Annotated in this window: 26 protein-coding genes and 1 pseudogene; 16 read left to right on the top strand and 11 right to left on the bottom strand. The window is 62.9% G+C overall.

Annotated elements, in window-relative coordinates; translation table 11 throughout:
- The first annotated feature begins 14 nt into the window (after positions 1-14).
- Entirely contained in the window at positions 15-233 is a 219-nt protein-coding gene (locus RLCC275e_RS23550) for an AbrB/MazE/SpoVT family DNA-binding domain-containing protein (RefSeq protein WP_033181280.1), read from the top strand.
- Between the two features lie 110 nt (positions 234-343).
- Here RLCC275e_RS23550 and RLCC275e_RS23545 read toward each other — a convergent pair whose 3' ends face one another.
- Complete coding sequence (locus tag RLCC275e_RS23545; RefSeq protein ID WP_033181279.1) at positions 344-730, bottom strand: VOC family protein; 387 nt, start codon at positions 728-730, stop codon at positions 344-346.
- A complete protein-coding gene (locus RLCC275e_RS23540; protein ID WP_033181278.1) occupies positions 727-1,977 on the bottom strand; it encodes an MFS transporter in 1,251 nt (416 codons plus the stop codon). The genes RLCC275e_RS23545 and RLCC275e_RS23540 overlap by 4 nt, the downstream gene beginning before the upstream one ends.
- Positions 1,978-2,068: 91 nt before the next feature.
- On the opposite strand from RLCC275e_RS23540, the gene RLCC275e_RS23535 reads away from it, so the two are divergent.
- Positions 2,069-2,944: a LysR family transcriptional regulator gene (locus tag RLCC275e_RS23535; RefSeq protein ID WP_033181277.1), complete on the top strand. Its 876-nt coding sequence runs from the start codon at positions 2,069-2,071 to the stop codon at positions 2,942-2,944.
- Between the two features lie 4 nt (positions 2,945-2,948).
- On the opposite strand, the gene RLCC275e_RS23530 is transcribed toward RLCC275e_RS23535, so the two are convergent.
- On the bottom strand, positions 2,949-3,854 hold the full coding sequence (locus tag RLCC275e_RS23530) for a LysR family transcriptional regulator (RefSeq protein WP_033181276.1): 906 nt from the start codon (positions 3,852-3,854) through the stop codon (positions 2,949-2,951).
- Between the two features lie 126 nt (positions 3,855-3,980).
- Here RLCC275e_RS23530 and RLCC275e_RS23525 point away from each other — a divergent pair, with 126 nt between their 5' ends.
- The 3 genes from RLCC275e_RS23525 to coaBC all read left to right on the top strand — a co-directional run bounded on the left by RLCC275e_RS23525 (position 3,981) and on the right by coaBC (position 6,965).
- Entirely contained in the window at positions 3,981-4,745 is a 765-nt protein-coding gene (locus RLCC275e_RS23525) for an SDR family oxidoreductase (RefSeq protein ID WP_033181275.1), read from the top strand.
- Positions 4,746-4,880: 135 nt separating this feature from the next.
- Complete coding sequence (locus RLCC275e_RS23520) at positions 4,881-5,630, top strand: SDR family oxidoreductase (protein WP_033181274.1); 750 nt, start codon at positions 4,881-4,883, stop codon at positions 5,628-5,630.
- 129 nt (positions 5,631-5,759) lie between these two features.
- The gene (gene coaBC / locus RLCC275e_RS23515) at positions 5,760-6,965 is read left to right on the top strand and encodes a bifunctional phosphopantothenoylcysteine decarboxylase/phosphopantothenate--cysteine ligase CoaBC (RefSeq protein ID WP_033181273.1); all 1,206 of its coding nucleotides are present in this window, start codon (positions 5,760-5,762) and stop codon (positions 6,963-6,965) included.
- A 10-nt stretch (positions 6,966-6,975) separates the two neighbouring features.
- Here coaBC and RLCC275e_RS23510 read toward each other — a convergent pair whose 3' ends face one another.
- Positions 6,976-7,788 carry a class II glutamine amidotransferase gene (locus tag RLCC275e_RS23510; RefSeq protein ID WP_033181272.1) on the bottom strand — a complete coding sequence of 271 codons (813 nt, stop codon included), beginning with the start codon at positions 7,786-7,788 and terminating at the stop codon, positions 6,976-6,978.
- A gap of 256 nt (positions 7,789-8,044) precedes the next feature.
- Here RLCC275e_RS23510 and RLCC275e_RS23505 point away from each other — a divergent pair, with 256 nt between their 5' ends.
- The 5 genes from RLCC275e_RS23505 to RLCC275e_RS23485 all read left to right on the top strand — a co-directional run bounded on the left by RLCC275e_RS23505 (position 8,045) and on the right by RLCC275e_RS23485 (position 13,300).
- Positions 8,045-8,956 carry a pirin family protein gene (locus RLCC275e_RS23505; protein WP_033181271.1) on the top strand — a complete coding sequence of 304 codons (912 nt, stop codon included), beginning with the start codon at positions 8,045-8,047 and terminating at the stop codon, positions 8,954-8,956.
- A gap of 332 nt (positions 8,957-9,288) precedes the next feature.
- The gene (locus tag RLCC275e_RS23500) at positions 9,289-9,966 is read left to right on the top strand and encodes a FadR/GntR family transcriptional regulator (protein WP_033181270.1); all 678 of its coding nucleotides are present in this window, start codon (positions 9,289-9,291) and stop codon (positions 9,964-9,966) included.
- A complete protein-coding gene (locus tag RLCC275e_RS23495; protein WP_033181269.1) occupies positions 9,963-11,255 on the top strand; it encodes a CynX/NimT family MFS transporter in 1,293 nt (430 codons plus the stop codon). The genes RLCC275e_RS23500 and RLCC275e_RS23495 overlap by 4 nt, the downstream gene beginning before the upstream one ends.
- Positions 11,256-11,355: 100 nt before the next feature.
- Positions 11,356-12,888: a S10 family peptidase gene (locus tag RLCC275e_RS23490; RefSeq protein WP_033181268.1), complete on the top strand. Its 1,533-nt coding sequence runs from the start codon at positions 11,356-11,358 to the stop codon at positions 12,886-12,888.
- A 10-nt stretch (positions 12,889-12,898) separates the two neighbouring features.
- Positions 12,899-13,300: a GFA family protein gene (locus tag RLCC275e_RS23485; protein WP_033181267.1), complete on the top strand. Its 402-nt coding sequence runs from the start codon at positions 12,899-12,901 to the stop codon at positions 13,298-13,300.
- A gap of 26 nt (positions 13,301-13,326) precedes the next feature.
- On the opposite strand, the gene RLCC275e_RS23480 is transcribed toward RLCC275e_RS23485, so the two are convergent.
- Positions 13,327-13,908 carry an Lrp/AsnC family transcriptional regulator gene (locus tag RLCC275e_RS23480; RefSeq protein ID WP_033181266.1) on the bottom strand — a complete coding sequence of 194 codons (582 nt, stop codon included), beginning with the start codon at positions 13,906-13,908 and terminating at the stop codon, positions 13,327-13,329.
- Between the two features lie 26 nt (positions 13,909-13,934).
- Here RLCC275e_RS23480 and RLCC275e_RS23475 point away from each other — a divergent pair, with 26 nt between their 5' ends.
- Positions 13,935-14,321: a RidA family protein gene (locus RLCC275e_RS23475; RefSeq protein ID WP_033181265.1), complete on the top strand. Its 387-nt coding sequence runs from the start codon at positions 13,935-13,937 to the stop codon at positions 14,319-14,321.
- 88 nt (positions 14,322-14,409) lie between these two features.
- Here the strand turns inward: RLCC275e_RS23475 and RLCC275e_RS23470 are convergent, their stop codons facing one another.
- Positions 14,410-15,993 (bottom strand): peptide chain release factor 3, encoded by a 1,584-nt coding sequence (locus RLCC275e_RS23470; RefSeq protein WP_033181264.1) that lies wholly within the window; start codon positions 15,991-15,993, stop codon positions 14,410-14,412.
- A 91-nt stretch (positions 15,994-16,084) separates the two neighbouring features.
- Between RLCC275e_RS23470 and dut the strand changes: the two genes are divergently transcribed.
- Both dut and RLCC275e_RS23460 read left to right on the top strand, forming a co-directional pair.
- Positions 16,085-16,555 carry a dUTP diphosphatase gene (gene dut / locus RLCC275e_RS23465; RefSeq protein WP_033181263.1) on the top strand — a complete coding sequence of 157 codons (471 nt, stop codon included), beginning with the start codon at positions 16,085-16,087 and terminating at the stop codon, positions 16,553-16,555.
- On the top strand, positions 16,555-17,454 hold the full coding sequence (locus tag RLCC275e_RS23460) for a GNAT family N-acetyltransferase (protein WP_033181262.1): 900 nt from the start codon (positions 16,555-16,557) through the stop codon (positions 17,452-17,454). The genes dut and RLCC275e_RS23460 overlap by 1 nt, the downstream gene beginning before the upstream one ends.
- Before the next feature lie 6 nt (positions 17,455-17,460).
- On the opposite strand, the gene RLCC275e_RS23455 is transcribed toward RLCC275e_RS23460, so the two are convergent.
- Positions 17,461-17,925 (bottom strand): Lrp/AsnC family transcriptional regulator, encoded by a 465-nt coding sequence (locus RLCC275e_RS23455; protein WP_012759850.1) that lies wholly within the window; start codon positions 17,923-17,925, stop codon positions 17,461-17,463.
- A gap of 99 nt (positions 17,926-18,024) precedes the next feature.
- Between RLCC275e_RS23455 and RLCC275e_RS23450 the strand changes: the two genes are divergently transcribed.
- Complete coding sequence (locus tag RLCC275e_RS23450; RefSeq protein ID WP_171816922.1) at positions 18,025-18,939, top strand: DMT family transporter; 915 nt, start codon at positions 18,025-18,027, stop codon at positions 18,937-18,939.
- 36 nt (positions 18,940-18,975) lie between these two features.
- Here RLCC275e_RS23450 and RLCC275e_RS23445 read toward each other — a convergent pair whose 3' ends face one another.
- Entirely contained in the window at positions 18,976-19,494 is a 519-nt protein-coding gene (locus RLCC275e_RS23445) for a Dps family protein (protein WP_033181260.1), read from the bottom strand.
- Positions 19,495-19,726: 232 nt separating this feature from the next.
- Between RLCC275e_RS23445 and RLCC275e_RS23440 the strand changes: the two genes are divergently transcribed.
- Together RLCC275e_RS23440 and cysK are read left to right on the top strand one after the other, a co-directional pair.
- Complete coding sequence (locus RLCC275e_RS23440; protein WP_033181259.1) at positions 19,727-20,344, top strand: LysE family translocator; 618 nt, start codon at positions 19,727-19,729, stop codon at positions 20,342-20,344.
- A gap of 145 nt (positions 20,345-20,489) precedes the next feature.
- Positions 20,490-21,452 carry a cysteine synthase A gene (cysK, locus tag RLCC275e_RS23435; protein ID WP_033181258.1) on the top strand — a complete coding sequence of 321 codons (963 nt, stop codon included), beginning with the start codon at positions 20,490-20,492 and terminating at the stop codon, positions 21,450-21,452.
- A gap of 387 nt (positions 21,453-21,839) precedes the next feature.
- Here cysK and RLCC275e_RS23430 read toward each other — a convergent pair whose 3' ends face one another.
- From RLCC275e_RS23430 to RLCC275e_RS23420, 3 genes and pseudogenes are all read right to left on the bottom strand, one after another.
- Entirely contained in the window at positions 21,840-22,823 is a 984-nt protein-coding gene (locus tag RLCC275e_RS23430) for a hypothetical protein (RefSeq protein WP_245485057.1), read from the bottom strand.
- 123 nt (positions 22,824-22,946) lie between these two features.
- A pseudogene (locus RLCC275e_RS23425) lies at positions 22,947-23,244 on the bottom strand (magnesium chelatase domain-containing protein); the annotation flags it as partial.
- A gap of 11 nt (positions 23,245-23,255) precedes the next feature.
- A complete protein-coding gene (locus tag RLCC275e_RS23420; protein ID WP_033181255.1) occupies positions 23,256-24,788 on the bottom strand; it encodes a YifB family Mg chelatase-like AAA ATPase in 1,533 nt (510 codons plus the stop codon).
- Positions 24,789-24,961: the final 173 nt, after the last annotated feature.

The raw sequence follows: 24,961 nt of genomic DNA, 5'->3' as shown, positions 1-24,961 counted from the left end.
TCGGGAGCCGTGGCATGGAAACAACGAAGATCTTCTGGTCGGGGCGCTCTCAAGCCGTCCTGCTGCCCAAGGAATTCCGTTTCGACGGCGACAGCGTCGCCATTCGACGGCAGGGGCGTGCGATCATTCTTGAGCCGATTTCCGATGATTGGGACTGGCTTGTCGACGTGGCCGGTCCGGTCGATCCCGATTTTGCAACAGCGGTGGAAGAACAGCCTGCTGGGCAGGAGTGATCCAGACATCCAAAAATGCGCAGCAGTTTTGGGACCGCGACAGCCATCAGATAAAAGATAAGCGTGCGGCTTAGATCCAATTCGATGCGCCACACTTTGGCTTCGCCACCTCAGGCGATCAGATTGGAGACTTCGATGAGATTGCCGTCGGGGTCCCTGAAATAGATCGAGCGCAGACGTCCGGTCGCACCGGTGCGTTCAACCGGACCCTCTTCGATCGCAACACCTAAGGCCTCCAGATGGGCGATGACATCGGCAATCGGCGTTTCGGCGATGAAGCAGAGGTCGCCGGAGCCGGGTGTGGGATGTCTCGCCTTGGGATCGAATTCGTGGCCGGCCTGGTGCAGGTTGATCTTCTGCCCGCCGAATTTCAACGCCTTGCGGCCCTCTGCAAAGGTTTCGACCGACATGCCGAGGATGCGGGAATAGAAATCGCAGCTGATGGCGATATCGGCGACGGTCAGCACGAGATGATCGAGACGGTCTATGCGGATCATGCTTTTCTCCTCGCGAGCTGCTGGGCAAGACAGGCCGAAGCGAAGGCCAGCGCCAGCATGGCAAGCGTGAAGATAACGACCGCGACCCAGCCTTCAACCGCGAAGAACCAGCCGCCCGCCGAACCCATGAGGCTGGAGCCGACATAATAGGCGAGCATATAGAGCGACGAGGCGTGGCCCTTAGTGCCATGTGCGAGCTTGCCGACAAGGCCACTGGCGATGGAATGGCTCATGAAGAAGCCGGTCGTCAGCACGATGATGCCGAGGATGATGGTCGGGAGAGAGGCAAAGAGCGTCAGCGCGCTGCCGGCGGCGGTGAGTACCAGACCGAAGAGAAGCACGGAAAAGTGCCCGATCCGGTCTCCCAGCAGGCCGCCGATCGAAGAGGCGCCGATGCCGAAGAGATAGACGGTGAAGATCAGCCCGAGTTCGGTCTGGTTGAGGTCGTAGGGCGGCGCCACAAGGCGGAAACCGGCATAATTGTAGATCGTCACGAAGGAGCCCATCGCCAGGAAGGCGATGGCGAAGATGAAGGGCAACGCCGGATTGCTGAGATGGCCGAACCAAGCCTTGAGATGAAAGTGCGGATCGAAGCCCGGCCGGCGGACGAAATTGCGTGATGGCGGCAGGAGGGCGATGAAGCCGATTGCGGCGGCAAGGCCGATGGCGCCGATGAGAAAAAGCGCCGGACGCCAGGTGAGATATTCGGCGAAGATGCCGGTCAACACGCGTCCGGACATGCCGCCGAAGGCCGTGCCGCCGACATAGAGGCCCATGGTGGCGCCAAGGCCGCGCGGATCGATTTCCTCGGCGAGATAGGCCATGGCGACGGCCGGCACGCCGCCGAGAACGAGGCCCTGCAGGGCGCGGATGACGAGCAGCAGGTGCCAATTCGGGGCAAAGGCGGTGGCGATGGTCAACAATGCCGCCCCGACCAGCGATATCGACATCAGGCTGCGACGGCCAAGGCCTTCCGAGACGGCGGCGGCGCAGACGATGGCGACCGCCAGGAAACCGGTGGAGAGCGACAGGGATAGAGAGCTTTCGGCCGGACTGACGGAGAATTGCTGCGAGAAGATCGGCAGCAGCGGCTGGACGCAATAGAGCAGCGAGAAGGTGGAGAAGCCGGACAGGAAGAGCGCCAGGCTGGCGCGGCGATAGGCGCCGGTGCCACGGGTCAGGTAGTGTTTTTGCCCTGGGATCGTGGTTGTCTCGGCGGTCTTCACGGCATGCACTGACGTCGGCATATTTTCATCCTTCCAACCTCCGATCTAGTCAACGCCGCTCCATTTGTCCAATATATGACACTGGCGATTTCGATAGGTTTTGGAGATGGCGATGGAGCTGCGGCATTTGAGATATTTTCTCGCGGTGGCGGAAGAAGGCAATTTCACCCGTGCCGCCGGCAAGCTCGGCATCGGGCAGCCGCCGCTCAGCCAGCAGATCCGCGACCTGGAAAGGGAAGTGGGCGCGGCGCTGTTTCACCGCGTGCCGCATGGGGCCGAATTGACGGCAGCGGGCGCGGCCTTCCTCGGCGAGGCAAAGGCTTCGCTGGCGGCTGCGGAAAAGGCAAAACTTGCGGCGCAAAGCGCCAATCGCGGCGAGACCGGCCGGCTGTCGCTCGGCTTCACCGCCTCCTCCGCCTTCAACCCCGTGGTCAGCACGTCGATCCGCCGGTTTCGCGCGCGCTGGCCGGAGGTGCAACTATCGCTGACGGAAATGAATACGCTGGCGCTGATGCAGAAGCTGGAACGTGGAGAACTCGACGCCACCTTCATGCGCCCCAGCCTCGACGATCCCACGGGCATAAGACTGCGGCGGCTGCCGGATGAGCCGATGGTGATCGCCCTACCCGCCAGCCATCCCTTGGCACGGCGCAGTAGCGTGCCGCTTGCGGCGCTGGCGGAAGAACCCTTCATCCTCTTTCCGCGGCTCGTGGGCTTGAGCCTCTACGACGATGTCGTGCTTGCCTGCCGCAAGGCCGGATTCGAGCTGACCGTGGCACAGGAGGCACCGCAGATTTCCTCGGTCGTCAATCTGGTGGCGGCCGATCTCGGCGTCTCGATCGTGCCGGCTTCAATTTCGCAGATCAAGCTCGAAGGTGTGGCCTACCGGCCGATCGAGGGGCCGCCGGCCGTCGCGCGCCTGGCGCTGGCAATCCTGAAAACACATCGCTCGCCGGTCACCGAGAACCTGATCAGCTTGCTGAACTGATGAATTAGCCCACCGGATCCCAATAGGGCGGATCACCAAAACTCTTCTTCAGGTGGTCGGCGATGGCACGGAGCTTGGCGGAGGGATTTCGGCCTTCGGGATGGGCCATATAGATGAATTCGGCCTCCGGCCTGTGGCCGACATCGATTTCGGCAAGCCGGCCCTCGCGGATGGCCGGGCCGGCGATGAAGGCAGGCAGCAGCGCGATGCCGAGCCCGGCAATCGCGGCGTCGCGGAGCATGTCACCATTGTTGATGCCGAGCGCCAGTTTCGCGCGGACGACGATCGCCCCGTCGGGCGTCTGGAAGCGCCAGTCGGCAACGCCTCGATTGGTGTAGAAGATGCCGCGATGGCTGTTGAGATCAGCCAGCGACGACGGAATTCCCTGGCGCGCGAGATAATCCGGCGACGCGCAGAGAAGACGGCGGCTGCGCGTGAGTTTCCAGGCGACCAGCCGGCTATCGGCGATCGGGCCGTTGCGGATAATGGCATCGTAGCCGTCCGAGGCGGCATCGACGCGCCGGTCATCGATGTCGAGGGTCAATTCGATCTCGGGATGTTCGGCAAGAAACGGATAAAGCGCCGGACCGAGATGCATGCGGCCGAAGGTGACGGGGGCGGCGATGCGGATCGGGCCGGACAGCGTTCCGCGCCGCTCCGCCATATCGGCAGCGGCTTCCTCGATCTCGCGCACGATGCGCGCGGCACGCTCGAGGAAGACCGTGCCATCCTCCGTCAAAGTGAGCTTGCGGGTCGTTCGATGCAGCAGCATGCCGCCCAGCGACTTTTCCAATTCCGCCAGCCTTTCGCTGACGACGGATTTGGACAGCCGCAGCCGCCGGGCCGCCTCGCTGACCGAGCCCGCCTCAACCACGGCGACGAAAGCCGCAATACCTTCGATCCTGATCATTGTTCGGCTTTTCCGAATTCGAGTTCCCCGATCTGAAGACTAATCCGAACGAATGGAAAATGCCATCTTCCACTCATCGAAAGGGACGGCAGGGGCCGCCTCACCTTAAACGCAGGAGATGGAACCATGAACCGCTTGAACAACAGGGTCGCGATCGTCACCGGCGCAAGCTCCGGCATCGGCCGCGCCACGGCAAAGCTCTTTGCCGCCGAAGGCGCCAAGGTCGTCGTCGGCGCCCGCCGCCAGAGCGAACTCGACAGTCTCGTCGCCGAGATCAAGGCAGAGGGCGGCGACGCCATCGCCATTGCCGGCGACGTGCGCTCGGAAGATTATCACAAGGCGCTGGTCGCGGCCGCCGTGACGAATTACGGCAAGCTCGACATCGCCTTCAACAATGCCGGCACGCTCGGCGAAGCCGGTCCGAGCACCGCCGTTTCGGAAGCAGGCTTCAGCGAGGCGCTGGCGATCAATCTGACGGCCTCCTTCCTCGCCGCCAAGCACCAGATCGGGGCGATGGTGGAAAGTGGCGGCGGCTCGGTGATCTTCACCTCGACCTTCGTCGGCTACAGCTTCGCCTTTCCGGGTGTTGCCGCCTATGCCGCAAGCAAATCCGGGCTGATCGGCCTGACGCAGGCGCTTGCCGCCGAATTCGGCCAGCAGGGCGTGCGCGTCAATGCCATCCTGCCGGGTGCTGTCGATACCGACATGTATCGGGACATGAACGACACGCCTGAGAAGCAGGCCTTCGTCACCAATCTGCATGCGCTGAAGCGTGTCGCGACGCCCGAAGAACTCGCCCGCTCGGTTCTCTATCTCGCCTCCGACGATGCGAGCTTCGTCACCGGCACGGCCTCGCTGGTCGACGGTGGCGCTTCGATCACCCGCACCTGAAATGGCGCGGCACGATTATCCGCTGCGGGTTGATCATCCTTCAACGCGCCGGCTTATCGCGCCGCTTTTTTCAGAGCATTCTCCCATCGAACAACAACGGGTCGCGGCCTAGCATTCGATCAAAGGAACGTCATCATGTCACGCCTGCAGAACAAGACAGCCCTCATCACCGGCGGCACCAGCGGCATCGGTCTCGAAACCGCCCGCCAGTTCATCGCCGAGGGCGCCCGCGTCGTCGTTACCGGCAGCAGCGCGGCAAGCGTCGAGGCGGCCCGGGCCGAACTTGGCGGCAAAGCCACCGTCATCCAGGCCGATGCCGGCAATGCGGCCGGCCAGAAGGCCGTCGCCGATAGCGTGAGAGAGGCTTTCGGCACGCTCGACATCCTTTTCGTCAACGCCGGGGTCGCCGAATTCGGGCCGCTGGAACAGTGGAGCGAAGCCGCCTTCGACAAGTCGATTGATATCAACGTCAAAGGACCGTTCTTCCTGATTCAGTCACTGTTGCCGATTTTTTCGAAGCAGGCCGCGATCGTGCTCAACACCTCGATCAACGCCCATATCGGCATGCCGAACTCCAGCGTCTATTCGCTGACGAAGGGCGCGCTGCTGACGCTTGCCAAGACCCTGTCGGGCGAACTCATCGGCCGCGGCATCCGCGTCAACGCCGTCAGCCCGGGCCCGATCGCCACGCCGCTTTACAGCAAGCTCGGCGCTTCGGAAGCCCAATCGAAGGCGATGACCGAGCAGATCCAGGCTCAGATCCCGGTCGGACGCTTCGGAAATCCCAGCGAAGTCGCCAAGACGATCGTCTTTCTCGCCTCCGATGAGGCCGCCTATATCGTCGGCAGCGAACTCATCATCGACGGCGGGATGAGTAACCTCTGAACCCACGAGCGCGGCGGAGACCAGCTGCCGCGCTGCTTGCCGGCTTCGGCATGGCGTCGGCGCGATTGCATGTTCTCCGCCAAAGGCTTAGGGTCGAGGGCGGTCAGAAAAGGCAACGGGTAGAAGGCCATGGCTCTCAGCGGCAAACGCATCCTCCTCATCATCTCGGGCGGCATCGCGGCCTATAAGAGCCTGGATCTGATCCGCCGGCTGCGCGAGCGCGGCGCGAGCGTGCGCCCTGTGATGACCAAAGGCGCCCAGGAATTCGTCACGCCGCTTGCCGTCGGTGCACTCGCGGCGGACCATGTCTATCTCGATCTGTTTTCGCGCCAGGACGAACAGGATATCGGCCATATCCGCCTGGCGCGCGACTGCGACCTCGTGCTGATCGCTCCTGCCACCGCAGATCTGATGGCGAAGATGGCGAACGGGCTTGCCGACGATCTCGCCTCGACCGTGCTTCTGGCGACGAACAGGCCGGTGCTTGCCGCACCGGCGATGAACCCCGCCATGTGGGCGCATCCGGCGACCCGGCGGAATGCCGCGATGCTCCGAGCCGACGGCATCCGCTTCATCGGGCCGATGGCCGGCGAGATGGCGGAAAGCCGGGAGGCCGGGCTTGGCCGGATGGCGGAACCGCTGGAGATCGTCACTGCTGCCGAAACCATGCTCGACGATGGAGAAAAGCCGCTGAGGGGACGCAAGGCGATCGTGACGTCAGGACCGACGCATGAGCCGATCGATCCGGTGCGCTATATCGCCAACCGCTCCTCCGGCCGGCAGGGGCATGCGATTGCCGCAGCCCTGGCGAAGCTCGGGGCGGAGGTGACGCTGGTATCGGGGCCGGTGACGATCGCCGACCCTGTCGGCGTCAATGTCGTCCATGTCGAGCGGGCGGAGGAAATGCGTGATGCCGTGCTTGCGGCGCTGCCGGCCGACATCGCCGTGATGGTCGCAGCCGTGGCGGACTGGCGCGTCGCCTCGGCGGCCGACCAGAAGCTGAAGAAACATCCCGGCGAATCCATTCCGACGCTGGCGCTGACCGAGAATCCGGACATCCTGAAAACCGTCGGCCATCATACGATGCGGCCGAAGCTGGTGATCGGCTTTGCCGCCGAGACGCAGGACGTCGAAAGCAATGCGAAGGCGAAACTCGAAAGGAAAGGCGCCGACATGATCGTCGCCAATGACGTTTCTCCCGCGACCGGCATCATGGGGGGCAGCCGCAACAGCGTCAAACTCATTCGCCGCGACGGCGTCGAGCAATGGCCTGACCTGGCGAAGGAAGAGGTGGCGGAACGGCTGGCAGCGCTGATCGCCAAGCAGTTCAGCTAAAGCCGAGGGATCAGGCTGGAACGACGACGCGCTGCGGTTTGACGGCCGCCCGTTTGCCCGGTCGAAAATCCGCGACGTCGATTCCTCCCACGCCGACCGTGACGGCGCTGCCGTTCGGGATCTCCGCCCAGGCATCGCCATCGTCGTTCAGCGGCTCCGACACAAGACAATAGCCCTTGCCGACCGGCGAGGCATAAAGCGTCGGCGCCTTGCGATCGGTCGCATAGCGGATGGCATAAAGCGCCTTGCCGTCGGAGAAGGCAGCGGTAAAGCGCAGCAGCACCGAGCCGATGGTGTTTTCCGCGAGGTCCTCGATGAAGCCGATCATTTCCGCCATCGCAGCGACCGGCGCCTCGCGCAGACCGAACTGCAGCGCCAGCAGGAACATCAGCTCGGAATCGGTCGTGCCGCCGCGGGCATTGAACAACTCGTCGTCGAGCATCGCCTCCATCGGCCGGCGCAGGCGCTCGAAGCCGGAGATCTGGCCGTTATGCATGAAGGACCAGATGCCATGGGTGAAGGGGTGGCAGTTGTCGCGGCGCGTGCCGCCGCCTGTGGCAGCGCGGACATGGGCGAGGAAGAGGGGCGAACGGATCTGCCGCGCCAGGCTCTTCAGATTGCAATCCGACCAGGCGGGTAGGATATCGCGGTAGCGGCCGGGCTCTGGCCGATCACCATACCAGGCAATGCCGAAGCCATCGCCATTCGTCGCGGTCTTGGCGCGGGTGGCGCAATGCGACTGCTCGATCAGGGAATGGGCGGGCGAGGATACCAACTCCTCGAGATAGAGGGGGTCTCCGCGATAGGCTGCCCAGCGACACATGGCTCTTTGCTCCGGAACCCGCCGCATCGGCGGGAAATGCTGAAACGCAACTGAATTGTCGAATGTCGTCGCTAATAACAGCTTAACGCCCGGCCGGTTTGCAAGTGAAACATGACGATTTCTTGACGCCTGACCTCTTCAAATTCGGCGAAACGCTGTGTTCTTTTGTGAACACTGCGTTGTCTGCCCCGCAGACTTCGCGCCCGGCAGCCGGGCGGCTATAGTCGCCGCCAAGTTGAACCTCTAGGAGGACGCCATGTCGATCCGCCCCGTCAAGCACGAAAGTACTGCCACACCGACCATGGAAGGCGCCGGCGTCAAGCTGCACCGCGTCTTCGGCTTCGGCGATCCCGCGATGACCGATCCCTTCCTGATGATGGATGATTTCCGCAACAACAATCCGGCGGAATATATCCGCGGTTTTCCCTGGCATCCGCATCGCGGCATCGAGACGATCACCTATGTGCTCGCCGGCACCGTCGAGCACGGCGACAGCTTGGGCAATAGCGGCCTGCTCGGCGCCGGCGACATCCAGTGGATGACAGCCGGCAGCGGCATCATGCACCAGGAAATGCCGAAGGGCGATTTTGCCGGCCGTATGCACGGCTTCCAGCTCTGGGCGAACCTGCCCTCCTCGCTGAAGATGACGGCGCCGCGCTACCAGGACGTCAAATCCACCGATATTCCTGTCGTCGTCGATGATGACGGCACGGCGGTGCGGGTGATCTGCGGCGATTTCTGGGGCAAGGCCGGTCCGGTCGATGGCGTCGCCGCCGAGCCGATCTATCTCGACGTTTCGGTGCCGCCCGGCCGGAAGAAGCGCCTGCCGGTCGATACCTACCGCAATGCCTTCGCCTATATCTTCGCCGGCTCCGGCACCTTCCGCGATGCATCGAAACCCTTCGGCGTGCGCGTCGAGAAGGAAGTCGACGGCGAGGAATTGAATATCCGCGACATGTCCGGCAACCGCACGCTCGTGGTCTTCGACAGCGGCGACGAAGTGACGGTGCAGGCAGGCGACCAGGGCATCCGTTTCCTGCTTGTCTCCGGCAAGCCGATCGAGGAGCCGGTTGCCTGGCACGGCCCGATCGTGATGAATTCGCGCGAGGAAATCATGCAGGCGATGCGCGAACTGCAGAACGGCACCTTCATCAAAGCTGCGCACTGAACGCATTTCTCTCTTGCATCTGCGAAGAATCGGCCTAACTTTAAGTCATCAGCAACAGAACGAAAGGAAGGTGATCCAATGTCTAATGAGATTTCGGACCTCGTAACGGGCATGGAAGAGGTGATGAAGGCGAGGCAGCCCTCGCTCTAATCCCCACCTTCCTAGGGCTGCATAGACAGTCCAGGCCAGTTTGAGGCCAAACTCATGGAAAGGGTCGCTGAGGCGGCCCTTTTTTATTGTCTTGATGTCTTTATTGTCTTGATGTCAGGCGTTGACGAAAGATCGAAATCCCATTACGCATAAAGTCATCAGATGACTTTATGCGTAATGGGATGCGAGCGCTCAGCAAGACCAATCTCGCCGATGAGGCGATCGAGGCGATCCGCGGCGACATTCTCGGCAAACGCTGGGCGGTCGGCGAGAAATTGCCGAATGAAGCCTCGCTGTCGGCCATGCTGTCCGTCAGCCGGGGCACGGTGCGCGAGGCGGTGCGCGTTCTCGCCTCCCAGGGTTATCTCGAAACAAGGCAGGGTTCGGGAACCTATGTCCGCGCCACCAGCGATGCCGGCCGGCCGCTGACGATGGCGCGGCGCGCCAGCCTGCGCGACCAGTTCGAGGCGCGCCTGGCGCTCGACGTCGAGGCAGCCCGGCTGACGGCGATCCGCAAGACGCCGGAAACGGTTGCCGGGCTTCGCAGGCTGCTTGCCGAGCGCGGCAATTACGACGGCGGCAACCAGGCCGCCTTCATCGAACGCGACCTTGCCTTTCACAAGGCCATCATCGCCGCTTCGGGCAACCGGGCGATGATCGAGATCTACGATTTCTTCTCGGCGTCGATCGCCGACACCATTGCCGCGACGCTCGGCAAGGACATTCCGGAGCCAGATATGCAGGCGCATGCCGATATCGTCGACGCCATCGAAACCGGCGATCCCGACAAGGCGGATGCGGCGGTGCGCCGCTTCATGGCGCCCGTTCTTGCCGCGCTCGACCGGATGATCCTGTCATGAACACGCCGTCCAACAATGCCGCCAGCACGCTGGAGGCGGCCGACGAACTGCTTGTAGACGCCGAGGCCGGCAGCCTTCCGCCGCCGCAGGCAACGCCGGTGCGGGGAGTTGCGGATCGTTTTCTGCTGGGTGCAAGCCTGGTGCTGATCGCCTTCAACCTGCGCCCGGTCTTCTCCAGCGCCTCGGCGCTGCTGCCGGAAATCCGCTCGGAGCTCGGCCTCAGTGCGCTTGGCGCCAGCCTGCTGACGACGCTGCCGGTTGTCTGCCTCGGCGCCTTCTCGCCGCTTGCGCCTCGTCTTGCCCAGCGCTTCGGCACCGAACGCACGCTGCTCGGCGTTCTCCTGCTTCTGGCCCTCGGCACCGCATTGCGCGGGCTTTCTTCCGTGCCGCTGCTCTTCATCGGCACTGCCCTTGCGGGCGCCTGCATCGCCGTCGGCAACGTGCTGCTGCCGGGGCTGGTGAAGCGGGATTTCGCCGGGCGCGCGGCGCTGATGACCGGCTTCTATACGATGGCGCTCTGCGCCGGGGCGGCAAGTGCCGCCGGGCTGACGCTGCCGATCGAGCATGGGCTCGGCGGCTCTCTCGAGGGCGCCCTCGCCGTCTGGGCGCTGCCGGCGCTCGCCGTCAGCCTGCTCTGGCTGCCTGAGGTTCTTCGCAGCGGCAGCCAGGCAAGACGAAACGGCTTCCACGTCAAAGGCCTCTGGCGCGACCGGCTCGCTTGGCAGGTGACGCTGTTCATGGGGCTGCAATCGGCACTTGCCTATTGCGTCTTCGGCTGGCTGGTTCCGATCTTGCGCGAACGCGGGCTCGACGGCGTCACATCAGGGGCGATCGTTTCCCTGTCGGTGATGGTGCAGGCGGCATCCTGCCTGATCGTGCCGCATATCGCCGTGCGCGGACGGGACCAGCGGCTGATCAATGCGAGCCTCTGCGGCGTCGCCGTCATTGCCCTGCTCGGCCTGCTCTTCGCGCCGCTTTCGACGGTCTGGCTGTGGGCGGTGCTGCAGGGCATCGGCCAGGGGGGACTGATCGCGGCGGCTATGACGACGATCGTACTGCGCTCGCGCGATCCCGATGTCGCCGCCCATCTTTCCGGCATGGCGCAATGTGTCGGTTACCTGCTCGCCGCCATCGGCCCGCTCATCGTCGGCCTCATCCGCGGCTGGACCGGAAGTTTTTCCTGGTGCGCGGCCCTCTTCGTCGCGCTCGGGCTGGGCGCGGCGATCAACGGCTGGAAGGCCGGCCGGGCGGTGGAGATCAATGTCCATGCGGTCGAAAAAGACGGCTGAGCCGTTCGCTCACCTATCCATCACCATCTCTTGATGCCGGTCGTCGGCCGCGGATGCTACGCTATCTCAGCCTCTCATCCCGACCGCCGGAGGAGATATCTTGCGCATACGAACCCTGTTTCTGCTCGCTACGATTATGGCGTCGCTGGCACCTGCCCTTTCCCATGCGCAGGAAAGCGATCCACCGAGGGCGAATGTCCAGAGCGGCGCACGCGACGGCGTGCTGAAGCTTCTGCCGGCCGATTCCGTCACCGAGCACGCCTCGACGATCGGCGGCCGGAAGATTGCCTATACCGCGACTGCCGGCACGCTGGATCTTTTCGGCCAGGACGGGGCGCAGACCGGCGCGATCTTCTACACCGCCTATGTCGCAAGGGATAGCGGGGCGAACCGGCCTCTGACCTTTGCGTTCAACGGCGGGCCGGGTGCTGCTTCCGCCTTCCTGCATCTCGGGCTGGTCGGGCCGAAGGTGCTCGATTTCGGGCCGGACGGACGCGACGGCGCCAATGCGAAACTCGTCGACAACCCACAGAGCTGGCTCGATTTCACCGACCTCGTGCTGATCGATCCGATCGGCACCGGCTGGAGCCGGACGGCGAAGGCCGACGACGCCTCCAATTATTATAACGTCAGTGCCGATGCTGAGAGCATCGCCAAGGCGATCGCGCTCTATGTCGCGCATAACAACCGCTCCAACTCGCCGAAATATCTTCTCGGCGAAAGTTATGGCGGCTTCCGCGCCGCCAAGGTCGCCTCGGCGCTGCAGGAAAGCCAGGGCATCATCGTCGCCGGCGCTGTCATGCTCTCACCGCTGCTCGAGGGCCAGCTGATGTTCAATGCCGATCAGTTCCCGCTCGGCGCCGCGCTGGAGCTGCCGTCGCTCGCCGCCGCCGAACTCGACCGGCACAAGGCCTTTGACGAAGAGAAGCAGAAGGCGGCCGAGAGCTTCGCGCTCGGGGACTATCTGACGACGCTGGCCGGGCCGCCGCCGACGGGTGCCGACGCCGCCGCCTTCTATGGAAGGATCGCCGCATTGACCGGCATTCCCGAGGATATCGTCACCCGCAACCGCGGCTTCCTCGGCAGTTCCTTCGTCAAACATTCGGACGCGGGCAGCGGCGAGGTGATGAGCTCATACGACGCCTCCTTTGCAGCACCCGATCCCTATCCGGAATCGGATTACGACCGCGGCGACGACGCAATCCTCGACGGCTTCACCCGCGCCTATGGCGGCGCCTTTGCCGACTACGCCCGCAACGAGCTCGGCTTCAAGACCGAGATGACCTATTCGCTGCTCGACGGCGATATCAGCCGACGCTGGGAATGGGGCGGCGGGCGCGGCGGCGGATCGCGATTCCAGGCCAGCGCCACCGACGACGTCAGGCAGTTGCTCGCCTCGAACCCGGCATTCCATCTGCTGATCGCGCATGGCTACAGCGATCTGGTGACGCCTTACAGCGTCAGCCGCTACGTCGTCGACCACCTGCCGCCCTCGCTCGCCGGCGGCCGCGTCGGGCTAAAGCTTTATCGCGGCGGCCATATGTTCTATACGAAAGCCGATCAGCGGGCCGCCTTCACGGCGGATGCGAAGGCGTTTTACGCCACACACCCGGCCGCTCAGCCGGCGGACTGAGGAATCGCCGATGCATATCACTGGGGGATGCCATTGCGGCGCGATCCGCTATCAGGCGGAGATCGATCCGGAGCGGATCTCGATCTGCCATTGCACCGATTGCCAGCGGTTGACGGGCTCGGCCTATCGCGTCACCGCACCGGCGCGACCGGGAAGTTTCACACTCCTATCAGGCGAGCCGAGAGGCTATGCAAAATATGGCGACAGCGGCGGTCTCAGCCGTCAGTTTTTCTGCCCGAATTGCGGATCGCCGCTCTACCGCACGGACGGCGAAGGCGGCGCGATCGGCATCCGCGTCGGCGGCATCGACCAGCGGCGGGAACTGACGCCGAAAAAGCAGATATGGTGCCGCTCGGCTTTGCCCGGGGTGGAGAATATCGAAACGCTGCCACGCTTCGAGGGCGAGGATTAGGCTGACGCCGGCTTAACATCCCGCCTTTATTCCGGCAGAGGCATGTCCGGCCAACTATCGGTGACGCCGGCCTGTACCGGACGCTCCAGATAGGTGGAAAGCGCAATATAGCTGCGGCTGCCGGTGACACCGGGAACGGCGTGGATCTGCGCCAGAAAAGCCTCCAAGGCCTGCGGGCTGGCGGTGCGGACCTTGAAGAGAACGCTGGCGTCGCCGGCGACCGAATGCATCTCCTCGACCTCGGGAAACTGCAGGACCTGCATCAGCCGCTCGCTCTTGCCCCAGCCCGCCGCCTCCACATGCACGAAGGCAAGCAGCGGCTTGCCGAGCGCTGCGCCATCCAGCGCGGCATGCACGCCCTTGATGGCGCCGGATTGTCTCAGGCGGCGCACACGCTCATGCACGGCCGGCGCCGAGAGGCCGACCGCTTCGCCAAGCCTGGCATAACTCTGGCTGCTGTCGGCGGCGAGGGCGGCTAATATTCTTCGGTCGAATGCATCGATGACCGGCTGCTGTGGGCGCCTTTGCCGAAGATCCTCTGTATTTTTCGCCATTCCGCAAAATCCCCTTTCTGCCGAAGAATAATCGCCGATACTGCCATTATTCAATAGAATATTCGGAAGAGGAGTGTTTCATGGAGATGATCGCGCACAATCCAGCAAACGGGATCTATGCGGCCAGCCCTGATTACATCCATGCACTGGAGGTCAGGCATCCGTCCCGGCTGCTCTTCGTCAGCGGTACGATGGGACTCGATCCAGATGGAATGGCGGCGACCGATCTGGAAGGACAGCTGGCACTCATCTGGTCCAATCTGCGGGCCATCCTCACGTCCGCCGATATGACGGTGGACAATATCGTGCGGCTGACGAGCTATCTCAGCGACGGCGCCTTTGTGGAAGCGAACCAGAATGCCCGCCTTCGGGCGCTTGGCGGCCGCGCCGTGCCGACCACGGCCATCATCGTCGAAACGCTGCGCGATGACTGGCTGGTCGAGATCGAGATCATCGCCGCCGGCTGACGGCAGATCGGCCGCCGCGCCGCAGGGGCGCGATAACCATGCTATTCAGGCCGCTTTTGCAATCCCTTAGCGGATAATTGCCTCGGTATCACGCCGCCTTGGCGGCGTGATATTCCTTGATGGCGACCATCTTGATCGCCGGATGGCGCTCGGACTCGTAACGCAGCGAGAAACCATCCTGGGCGAGGAAGACCGGATCGCCGTCGAGATCGCGGGCGATATCGCCGCGCTTGACGGTGAGGAATTTTTCCAGATCGGCCGGCTGATCGGCCGAGATCCAGCGGCAGACGGAGAAACGCGACATTTCGAAGGAGACCGGCAGGCCGTATTCGGCCATCAGCCGCTCCTTCAAGACGTCGAGCTGCAGGGCGCCGACGACGCCGACGATCGCCGGCGAGCCGTCTTCCGGCGAAAACAGCTGGACGACGCCTTCTTCGGCCATCTGCTGCAGGGCTTCCTTGAGCTTCTTCGCCTTCATCGCGTCTTCCAGGCGCACGCGCCGCAGGATCTCCGGCGAGAAGTTCGGCACGCCTTGGAAGACCAGCGATTCACCTTCGGTCAGCGTATCGCCGATCCGGAGCGTCCCGTGGTTGGGAATGCCGACGACGTCGCCGGCATAGGCGGTGTCGGCGAGCTGGCGCTGCGAGGCGAAGAAGAATTGCGGCGCCGTCAGGCCGAGCTGCTTGCCGGTGCGGGCAAGCCTTGCCTTCATGCCGCGCTCGAGCTTGCCGGAGCAGATGCGGGCAAAGGCGATGCGGTCGCGGTGGTTGGGATCCATGTTGGCCTGGATCTTGAAGACGAACGCCGTCATCTTGTCGTCGGTCGCGTGCACGATCCTGGTATCGGCGACCTGGTCACGCGGCGGCGGCGCAAAATCGCCGAGCGCGTTGATGAGGTCGCGAACGCCGTAATTGCGTAGCGCCGAGCCGAAAAAGACAGGCGTCATATGGCCCTCCAGGAAGGATTCGCGGTTGAACGGACGGCAGGCCTCGATCGCCAGCTCCGTCTCCTCGACGAAGACTTGGCGCTCGTTTTCCGGCAGCCTGCCGGCCACGCTTTGCGGGCCGTTGACCGGCGTTCCCTCGATTTCGGTATCCGAACCGCGCACCGTGTTGGCGGCGATATTGTAGGAACCGCAGAAGGTCTTGGAACGGCCGATCGGCCAGGTGATCGGCGCGGTATCCAGCGCCAGCTTCTCTTCCACCTCGTCGAGGATCTCGAAGGGATCGCGGCTTTCGCGATCCATCTTGTTGATGAAGGTGATGATCGGGATATCGCGCATGCGGCAGACTTCGAAGAGCTTCAGCGTGCGCGGCTCGATGCCCTTGGCGGCATCGATGACCATGACGGCGGCGTCGACGGCGGTCAGCGTGCGATAGGTGTCGTCGGCGAAATCCTCGTGACCCGGCGTGTCGAGGATGTTGAAGACATTGTCGTTATATTCGAAGGTCATCACCGAGGTGACGACGGAGATGCCGCGTTCGCGCTCGATCTTCATCCAGTCGGAGCGCGTCTGCATGCGATCCTTCTTCGCCTTGACTTCGCCGGCAAGCTGAATGGCGCCGCCGAACAGCAGCAGCTTTTCGGTGAGCGTCGTCTTACCCGCGTCCGGGTGGGCGATAATAGCGAATGTGCGGCGGCGGGAGACCGCCTCGGCGAGACTTTCGGCCATGCTTGTGAATCCTGTGGAATTGCCGCGTATCTAGCGATTAAAGCCCGGCATTGCAATTGACCTCGGGCCTTCCGGCGCAAAGTAATGGGCCATGACCATTCATCACGATACGCGCCCGACGCTGAACCTCATCCGCTTAGCCAATGGCGAAGGCCTCGACCTACCCGCCTATGAAAGCAAGGGAGCGGCCGGCATGGACCTGCGCGCTGCCGTCGACGAGACAGCACCGCTGACGCTTCTGCCCGGCAAACGGGCGCTGGTGCCGACCGGCTTCATCTTCGAGATCCCCGAAGGTTTCGAGGGACAAGTGCGGCCGCGCTCCGGCCTGGCCTTCAAAAACGGCATCACCTGCCTGAATTCGCCGGGCACCGTCGACAGCGACTATCGCGGTGAAGTGAAGGTGCTGCTCGCCAATCTCGGCGACGAAGCCTTCGTCATTTCGCGCGGCATGCGCATCGCCCAGATGGTGATCGCGCCGGTGACCCAGGCGCGGGTGGCGGAGATCACCGCGGCAAGCGAAACGATGCGCGGCGCAGGCGGCTTCGGCTCCACCGGCGTCTGATGGCAGAGCGCCTCGACAGCGCTGGCCTGACCTTCCGGCAGGACTATTTCGGCGACCCCGCCGGCTGGGCGGCACTGGTCTGCCTGCTCAAGGATATTTTCGGCATCGATATCGGACCGCTGCAACAACTCGGCGGACCCGACCCCACCAGCATGCCGTTCGGCTGGTTTGATGCCGAAGGTGGGCTTACGGCCAATATTTCGGCCTTTGCACTGCCCTTCGTCCTCAATGGCAGGATCGTCCATGCCGCCGGGCTGCAATCGGGTGCTGTCCGGCCACCATGGCGCGGCCGCGGGCTCTATCGCGACGTGACGGTAAAAGCGCTCGACTGGTGCGAGCAGCAAGATTTTGAAGCCGTCATCCTCTATACCGACAAGCCGTCGCTCTACGAGCCCTATGGTTTCCACGCGATACCGCTGCACCGATACGAGGGAGCAGCACCCGCCCCTTCAGCTTCCGCCGCACCGGCCCGGCCGCTTTTGCCGACAAACGCGGATGACCTTGCCTTGCTGCAATCGCTGCTGAAGGCAAGAAGCCCGGTTTCGACGTCGCTGGCGGTCACGGACAATGCAGCGATGTTTCTGATCAACACCCAACTCGATCCCGATGTCCGCATCAGCTTCCTGGAAGACAAACAGGCGGTGATTGCCTGGAAGATCGATGAGGCGGGCCGCTTCAGCCTTCTCGACGTCGTGGCGGCGGAGATGCCCTCGCTTGCCGCGATCCTTGGCGGACTGGAGATCGTGCCCGCCTCCGTCGAGGTGCTGTTCCGTCCCGACAAGCTCAGCTGGGAGGGTGTTCCACATCAGTTGGAAAGCGGCACGAGGCTGATGCTGCGCGGGCTCAGCGATGCCACCCCGGATTTTCCGGCGATGTTGTCGCCGATGGCGGAATTCTAGACCCCCCTATTTCCGGCGGGAAAGCGGCGGCAGGCGGCGCTTGACGGGCGAGGCTTTGATCATCGCGGTGTTGGTCTCCGCCCTTTCGGCAACCCGGTCGAGGATGCCGTCGAGGTCGGCCATGGAGCGGATGACCAGGCGGGCGATGAAGCAATCATCACCCGTCACCTTGTCGCATTCGATGATTTCGGGAATTTCCTGGATGATCCGCTCGACGATGTGCAGCTGTCCCGGCAGCGGACGCACGCGCACGATGGCCTGCAGAGGATAACCGACGGCGGCGGGATCGAGGTCGATGGTGAAGGCCTTGATAACGCCGCGCTCCTCCAGCCGGCGCAGGCGCTCGGCGGCACTCGGCGAGGACAGGCCGACCTGCTGGGCCAGTTCCTTCAGCGAGATCCGCGCATTGCCGGCCAGCGCCTCCAGAATGGCCTGATCGATTTCGTCGAGCGATTGCACATCATTAGCCACAGCGAGACATTCTCCTCTTATGATTAGGCCGTACCCATCATCTTCCTTCTTATCCTTATATAAAATCGCCTCTGGACGCAATATTCTTATGTCACCGAAATGGAGGCAATCATGGGCAGCGACATCAAAAGAGGCACGGCGGAAATGACGGCAGCGATGCTGATCTCGGGGACGATCGGCTGGTTCGTCGTCATGTCGGGCCAACCCGTCAGCGGCGTGGTCTTCTGGCGCTGCGTGTTCGGCGCGCTCACTTTGCTCGTCATCTGCGGCGCTCTCGGTCTGCTGCGGCCCGGCATCATCACGCTGCGCGCCTTCGGCATCGCCATTTTCGGCGGCATCGCCATCGTCTTGAACTGGCTGCTGCTGTTTGCCTCCTATTCGCATGCGACGATCTCGATCGCGACCACTGTCTATAACACCCAGCCTTTCATGCTGCTCGTGCTCGGCGCGCTCTTCCTCGGCGAGAAGATCACCGCCACCAAGCTGTTCTGGCTGACACTCGCCTTCGCCGGCATGATTGCCATCGTCGAGGCAAAACCGGAGACAGGCGGGGCGACATCTGACGGATACGGCCTCGGCATCCTGATGGCGCTCGGTGCGGCCTTCTTCTATGCGCTCGCAGCCCTTGCCGCGAAATGGCTGAAAGGCACGCCGCCGCATCTGATCGCGCTCATCCAGGTCGCAACCGGCATGCTGATGCTGGCGCCGATGACGGACTTTTCGCATCCGCCCGGCGATGTCAGGTCCTGGGCGATCCTGGTGACCGTCGGCGTCGTCCATACCGGACTGATGTATGTGCTGCTCTACGGCGCGATCCAGAGGCTGCCGACGCATCTCACAGGCGCCCTGTCGTTCATCTATCCGATCGCGGCAATCCTCGTCGACCGGCTGGCCTTCGGCCACGCACTGCAGCCGATGCAGATCGCCGGCGCGGCGATCATTCTCCTTGCCGCCGCCGGCATGAATCTCGGCTGGACGCCGCGCTGGCTGCGGCCGCGGGCGCTGGAGAGCTAAGAACCGGGCATGACGGACATGCCCGGTCTGCCGATGTTATTTCTGCGGGCGCGTCGTTTCGAACAGGAACCAGGTGCGGCGCTCGCCCTCGTCGATCCAGTTCTCGATCAGGCTGGCGGTTGCGACGTCATTATGCTCGTCGCAAAGGCCATGCACCTCGCGCAGCAGCGAAACGAGCTGAACGTTATCCTCGCGCAGTTCCGACAACATGTCCTCGGGCGTGACGAAATCCGCGTCATTGTCCAAAAGGCGCTGCTGACGAGCGATCTGGCCGATGGAGCGCAGCGTCGTGCCGCCGATCTTGCGGGCACGCTCGGCAATGTCGTCGGTCATCGCGAAGATCTGCTCCGCCTGTTCGTCGAGCAGCAGATGATAATCGCGAAAATGCGGGCCGGACATGTGCCAATGGAAATTCTTGGTCTTCACATAAAGCGTAAAGACATCGGCGAGCAGCGCGGTCAGCGCCGCCGAAATATCGGTAGTGGCGTTGGTCGACAGGCTGGACGGCGTCTTGAGTGGCGAAAGCCTGCGGGTTTCGGCTGGCGTATGGGACATTTAATCTCTCCTTGGTGATGAAAATCTCTAGCGCCACCGGCCGGGAAAACGCGGCGGGCCGCGCTGATCGCGCATTTGCACAAAGAGAAATAGCAAGGCCGGGTCGCTTTCCAAGTGGATCATGGTCTAGCAGACCTATTCCTTGTGGTTATGGACCGATCAGCGCCAAAGCATTGATGAGGAAGCGGCGCTTGCCTATAGATGGGCGGTGGAACCCCTGAGGGTTAAGAAGATGAGCCTTGCCGCCTTGCTGACCTATGCCGGAGCGCTGTTCATCGCCGCGGCCATTCCGGGACCCGGGATTACCGCGATCGTCGCACGGGCGCTCGGCTCGAATTTCCGCGAGACCTTCTTCATGGGTCTCGGCCTGGTGCTCGGCGACATGACCTATCTCACGTCGGTCATTCTCGGCCTTGCCTTCGTGGCGCAGACCTTTACCGAGGTGTTCATCGCCATCAAGATCGCCGGCGTCCTCTATCTCGGTTACATCGCCTGGAAACTCTGGACGGCGGGGCTGTTGCCGCAGGATATCGCGGCGCGGAAATCCACCAATATCGGCCTATCCTTCCTCTCCGGCCTGCTGGTGACGCTCGGCAATCCGAAGACGATGCTCTTCTATGTCGCCCTGGTGCCGACGCTGATCGATATCGGCAATATCGGCCTGCGAGACTATGCGCTCCTGCTCACCACCACCTTCGTGGTGCTGATCGTCGTGCTCGTGCCCTATATGCTGCTTGCCTCGCGGGCCCGCACGATGCTGAAGCAGCCGCGGGCCTTGCAGGCGCTGAACCGGGTTGCATCAGGCATCCTCGCCGGCACGGCCGCCTTCATCGCCACGCGGGCGGCCTGAAATAAACATTCGGCAAGAAACGGTTTTCAAAGGTTTTTTTCTCTCTTGATCGCTCCTCCAGGTCGAACGCGGTCTGGCCTAGACGGGCCTTTGACCCTATTCTCCCCCTCGATTTCAGGAGCAGGATTTCAAAGGGAGAGCACCCATGTCGCACAAGCCCGGCCGCGGCCGCATCTATTCCTCGATCACCGAGACCATCGGCGACACGCCGCTCGTGCGCTTCGACAAGCTGGCGCGGGAAAAAGGCGTCGTGGCGAACCTGATCGGCAAGCTCGAATTCTTCAACCCGATCGCCTCCGTGAAGGACCGCATCGGCGTCGCGATGATCGAAGGCCTCGAGGCGCAAGGCAAGATCACCCCCGGCAAGACGGTGCTGATCGAGCCGACCTCCGGCAACACAGGCATCGCGCTCGCCTTTGCCGCCGCCGCCAAAGGTTATCGGCTGATCCTCACCATGCCGGAGACGATGTCGGTCGAGCGCCGCAAGATGCTGGCGCTGCTCGGCGCCGAGCTGGTGCTGACCGAGGGACCAAAGGGCATGAAGGGCGCCATCGCCAAGGCGGAGGAACTGGCGTCCTCCCTTCCCGATGCCGTCATTCCGCAGCAGTTCGAAAATCCTGATAATCCGGAGATCCACCGCAAGACGACGGCCGAGGAAATCTGGAACGATACCGACGGCACGGTCGACATGGTCGTCTCCGGCATCGGCACCGGCGGCACGATCACCGGTGTCGGACAGGTGCTGAAGAGCCGCAAGCCCGAGATCAAGATCATCGCCGTCGAACCGGCCGATTCGCCGATCCTCTCCGGCGGCAATCCCGGCCCGCACAAGATCCAGGGCATCGGCGCCGGCTTCGCGCCGAAGATCCTCGATACCGGCATCTATGACGAGGTCGTCACCGTGACCAATGACGAGGCCTTCGAACAGGCGCGCCTGGTCGCCAGGCTCGAAGGCGTGCCAGTCGGCATCTCCTCGGGTGCGGCGCTGACGGCGGCAATCAAGGTCGGCATCCGTCCCGAGAACGCCGGCAAAAACATCGTCATCATCATCCCCTCCTTCGCCGAGCGTTACCTGTCGACGGCGCTGTTTGAAGGGCTTGGGAGCTGAGGCAGGGCTTTGACCGGGGGTCCCGGACGTTCATCTTCGCAGAGTCTAGGGGCGCTTTGGCGCGCCTATTTGCTACGCCACAGCCGTCAGTCTGTATCGCCGGCGATGCGGTAGGTGACCGCTTCTGTCATGCGGCCTTGGAGACGGATGGCTTATTGTCACGTCGTGCATCGAGCAAAACCACATCCGTATTATCCTCCAAACCAAGCCTGTTGAGGATGGCCTTCACCCTCACCAGCTCGGACGCGGTGAAGTAGATGATAGCCTTGATTGCATACCTCGCATCGCTCGCCGCTTGGCAAATCTCGGCCTGCTCATCCGCGTTTTGGCCTCCCCGATCATGGAGGGGTCCACCGGAGGGTTCTCGATGAAATCGTCCCGGGCCGCCTATATGGACTGCGTGCCAGCTACAGGGTTCTTTTCCCAATACGTCGGCAGATAGGACAGGAACAGTTCGTCCAATGCACGGCAGCGATATTTGAACCATTTTCGGGAGCGCTTTCCCCGGAAACCTTTCCAGCAATGCTGTTCCCAAAGCAATTTCTCAATCCTCAGCAAGGTAATCCAAAGGTATAGCAGGCCGTGGGCAAGTGTCGCCCTCGACGCCTCACCTACGTCTCCGAGCATCGCGAGCGGTCGAGAGTTTCCAGCAAAATCTTCTGGATGAGCGGCAACAATGTGAGCAACAAAATTCACATGAACGAAGTTGGAAAGCCACTGATACATATCCTTTCTGACTTCGTTCGGCGTCTGATCGATTGGGATGGAAAGCGGATCGTCGTCTTCCAGCAGCGAAACGGCAGCCCTAATTTTCGATGGAGATAGATGGCTTCTCCAGTGTTTGTAGCTCTCGTTAGGGTCTTCAAAGGACTTTATGAATTCTCGATACGTCGCTTCACTTGCCAAGACCATAATCAGCAAGTCCGCAGTCTCGATCACTCCTCTGAAGGCTGCTCGGGCCTGCCATTCGAATCCATGAAGAACCAGTAGACGAAAGGCCTGCATGGATTGGGCTAGGTTGGAGGCCAAAACATAGAAAACGGCATTAGGAGATGGCTGGACTGGTAATTGGGCTTCTGGCCATATCACTCGGCTTCGATGATGTGCATTCTTCAGCCCAAAGTGTGACAGGTCGCAGACCTGCAACAGCGCCAAATCATATAGGAGGCACAGGGGCTGTAGCGCTTGTTCAGCGGAATCATAGACGGTTTTACGATCCTGCCATATCGCTCCGAGGAAACCCGATATCTCATCTTCAATTGATTTTGCACTCTCGTCTGGGGATTCTCGTTGGCTCCTTTGTAAATCAGGGTGACTGGCTGCCGTGGCTTCGCATGCCGCTTTGAGCAGTTCATATTCCTCGGGTTCCACACTGAATCTCCGCATACAAATTATCTCGCCGCGAAACGACCGGTGACGGCGACCCACATCCATAAATTCTGAACGCTCAAATTGATAGATCGGCGACCTGCACGTCATGGGCTAACTAACCACGAGCGCATTGGCGCCGATCGTAGCCTGGCAGTGGGCCTCATATGGCGGCGATCCTTCCGTCGAGGTTGAGCTCGCCGACGACGACAAAATCCGACAGTGCATCGGCGGGAATAGCGCCGAGGGCAGCCATCAGGGCAAGGGCGATCGGCAGGTCGAAATGCGAGCCTTTCTTCGGCAGGTCGGCAGGCGCCAGATTGACCGTCACCCGCTTCGCCGGCAGCGCCAGGCCGGAGGCGTGGAGGGCGGCCTGCACGCGCTCGCGGCTTTCGGCAACCGCCTTGTCAAACAGTCCGACAATTGCCCCTTTTCTTACGCCGCCGCCGTCAACCTCTCACCCGCGATCCTGTAGGAGATCGCTTCGGCGAGATGGATGCGGCCGACCGTGGGCTTGCCGTCGAGATCGGCCAGCGTGCGGGCGACCTTCAGGACGCGGTGGTAACCGCGGGCGGAGAATTTCATCTTTTCGGCGGCATCGCGCAGCAGCTGCAGGCCAGGAGCATCGGGCTCGGCCAGTTTCTCGATCATCGCGGTGGAGCAGCGGGCATTGGTGCCGATGCCCTTTGCGCCGGTGCTTTCGAAGCGCTCCTGCTGGATATCGCGGGCGCGGGCGACGCGGCGGGCGACGTCGGCGCTGGTTTCGGCCGCCATCGGCCGGATGAGATCGGCAGCGGAGACGGCCGGCACATCGATGCGGATATCGATGCGGTCCATCAGCGGGCCGGAGATGCGGGCCTGGTAATCGCTCATGCAGCGCGGGCCGCGGGCGCAGGTATGGCCGGGCTCTCCCGCCATGCCGCAGCGGCAGGGGTTCATCGCCGCGATCAGCTGGAATTTGGCCGGATAGGAGACGCGGTGATTGGCACGCGCAATGACGCATTCGCCGCCTTCGAGCGGTTGGCGCAACGCATCGAGCGCCTGCGGCGTGAATTCGGGAAACTCGTCGAGAAAGAGCACGCCGTGATGGGCAAGCGAGGCTTCGCCCGGACGGGCGCGCAGGCCGCCGCCGACGAGGGCCGCCATGGTGGCGGAATGATGCGGGGTGCGGAAGGGCCTTCGATCGGAAAGCTTGCCGCCGGAGAGCTGGCCGGCGATCGAATGGACCATCGACACCTCAAGCAGCTCGGCGGCCGAAAGCGGCGGCAGGATCGATGGCAGCCTGGCCGCCAGCATCGACTTGCCGGAGCCCGGAGGGCCGACCATCAAGAGGTTATGACCGCCGGCGGCTGCCACCTCGAGCGCCCGCTTGGCGCTTTCCTGGCCCTTGATTTCGGCAAGATCCGGCAGGTTTGCGGCATTGGCGCGGATCGACGCCTCCGGCCGCGACAGGACCTGCGTGCCGCGGAAATGATTGGCGAGGGCAATCAGGCTACGGGGTGCGAGGATATCGACGTCCGAACCCGCCCAGGCGGCTTCGGCGCCGCTTTCGGCCGGGCAGATCAGCCCCTTGCCGAGCGCATTGGCGCCGATCGCGGCCGGCAGCGCGCCTGAGATGGCGGCGATCGTCCCGTCGAGATTGAGCTCGCCGACGACGACAAAATCCGACAGCGCATCGGCGGGAATGGCGCCGAGGGCGGCCATCAGCGCAAGGGCGATCGGCAGATCGAAATGCGAGCCCTCTTTCGGCAGGTCGGCAGGCGCCAGATTGACGGTCACGCGCTTGGCCGGCAGCGCCAGGCCGGAGGCGTGGAGGGCAGCCTGCACGCGCTCGCGGCTTTCGGCAACCGCCTTGTCAGGCAGGCCGACGATCTGCATCCCGACCTTGCCGGGAGCGACCATGACCTGGACCTCGACCGGCACACCTTCGATACCCTGAAATGCAACCGTACTGACACGCGCGACCATATGCCCATCCCTTGTCCCGCAAACTCTACCATACCGCCCTGCTGCCTTTATTCGAGGCATGTCGTGTTCCCAAAACCGCTGCACACTTTTGGGCGACATGCATTAAGGCCAGCGGTTGCAATCTGGCATGGACGCAGGAATAAAACAAGAACAATCAAAGAACGGAGTCAGGT

Source organism: Rhizobium brockwellii (assembly GCF_000769405.2).
Classification (GTDB): Bacteria; Pseudomonadota; Alphaproteobacteria; order Rhizobiales; family Rhizobiaceae; genus Rhizobium; species Rhizobium brockwellii.
Note: the sequence above shows the minus strand (reverse complement) of the source record. Positions and strands in the feature narration are given on the sequence as shown.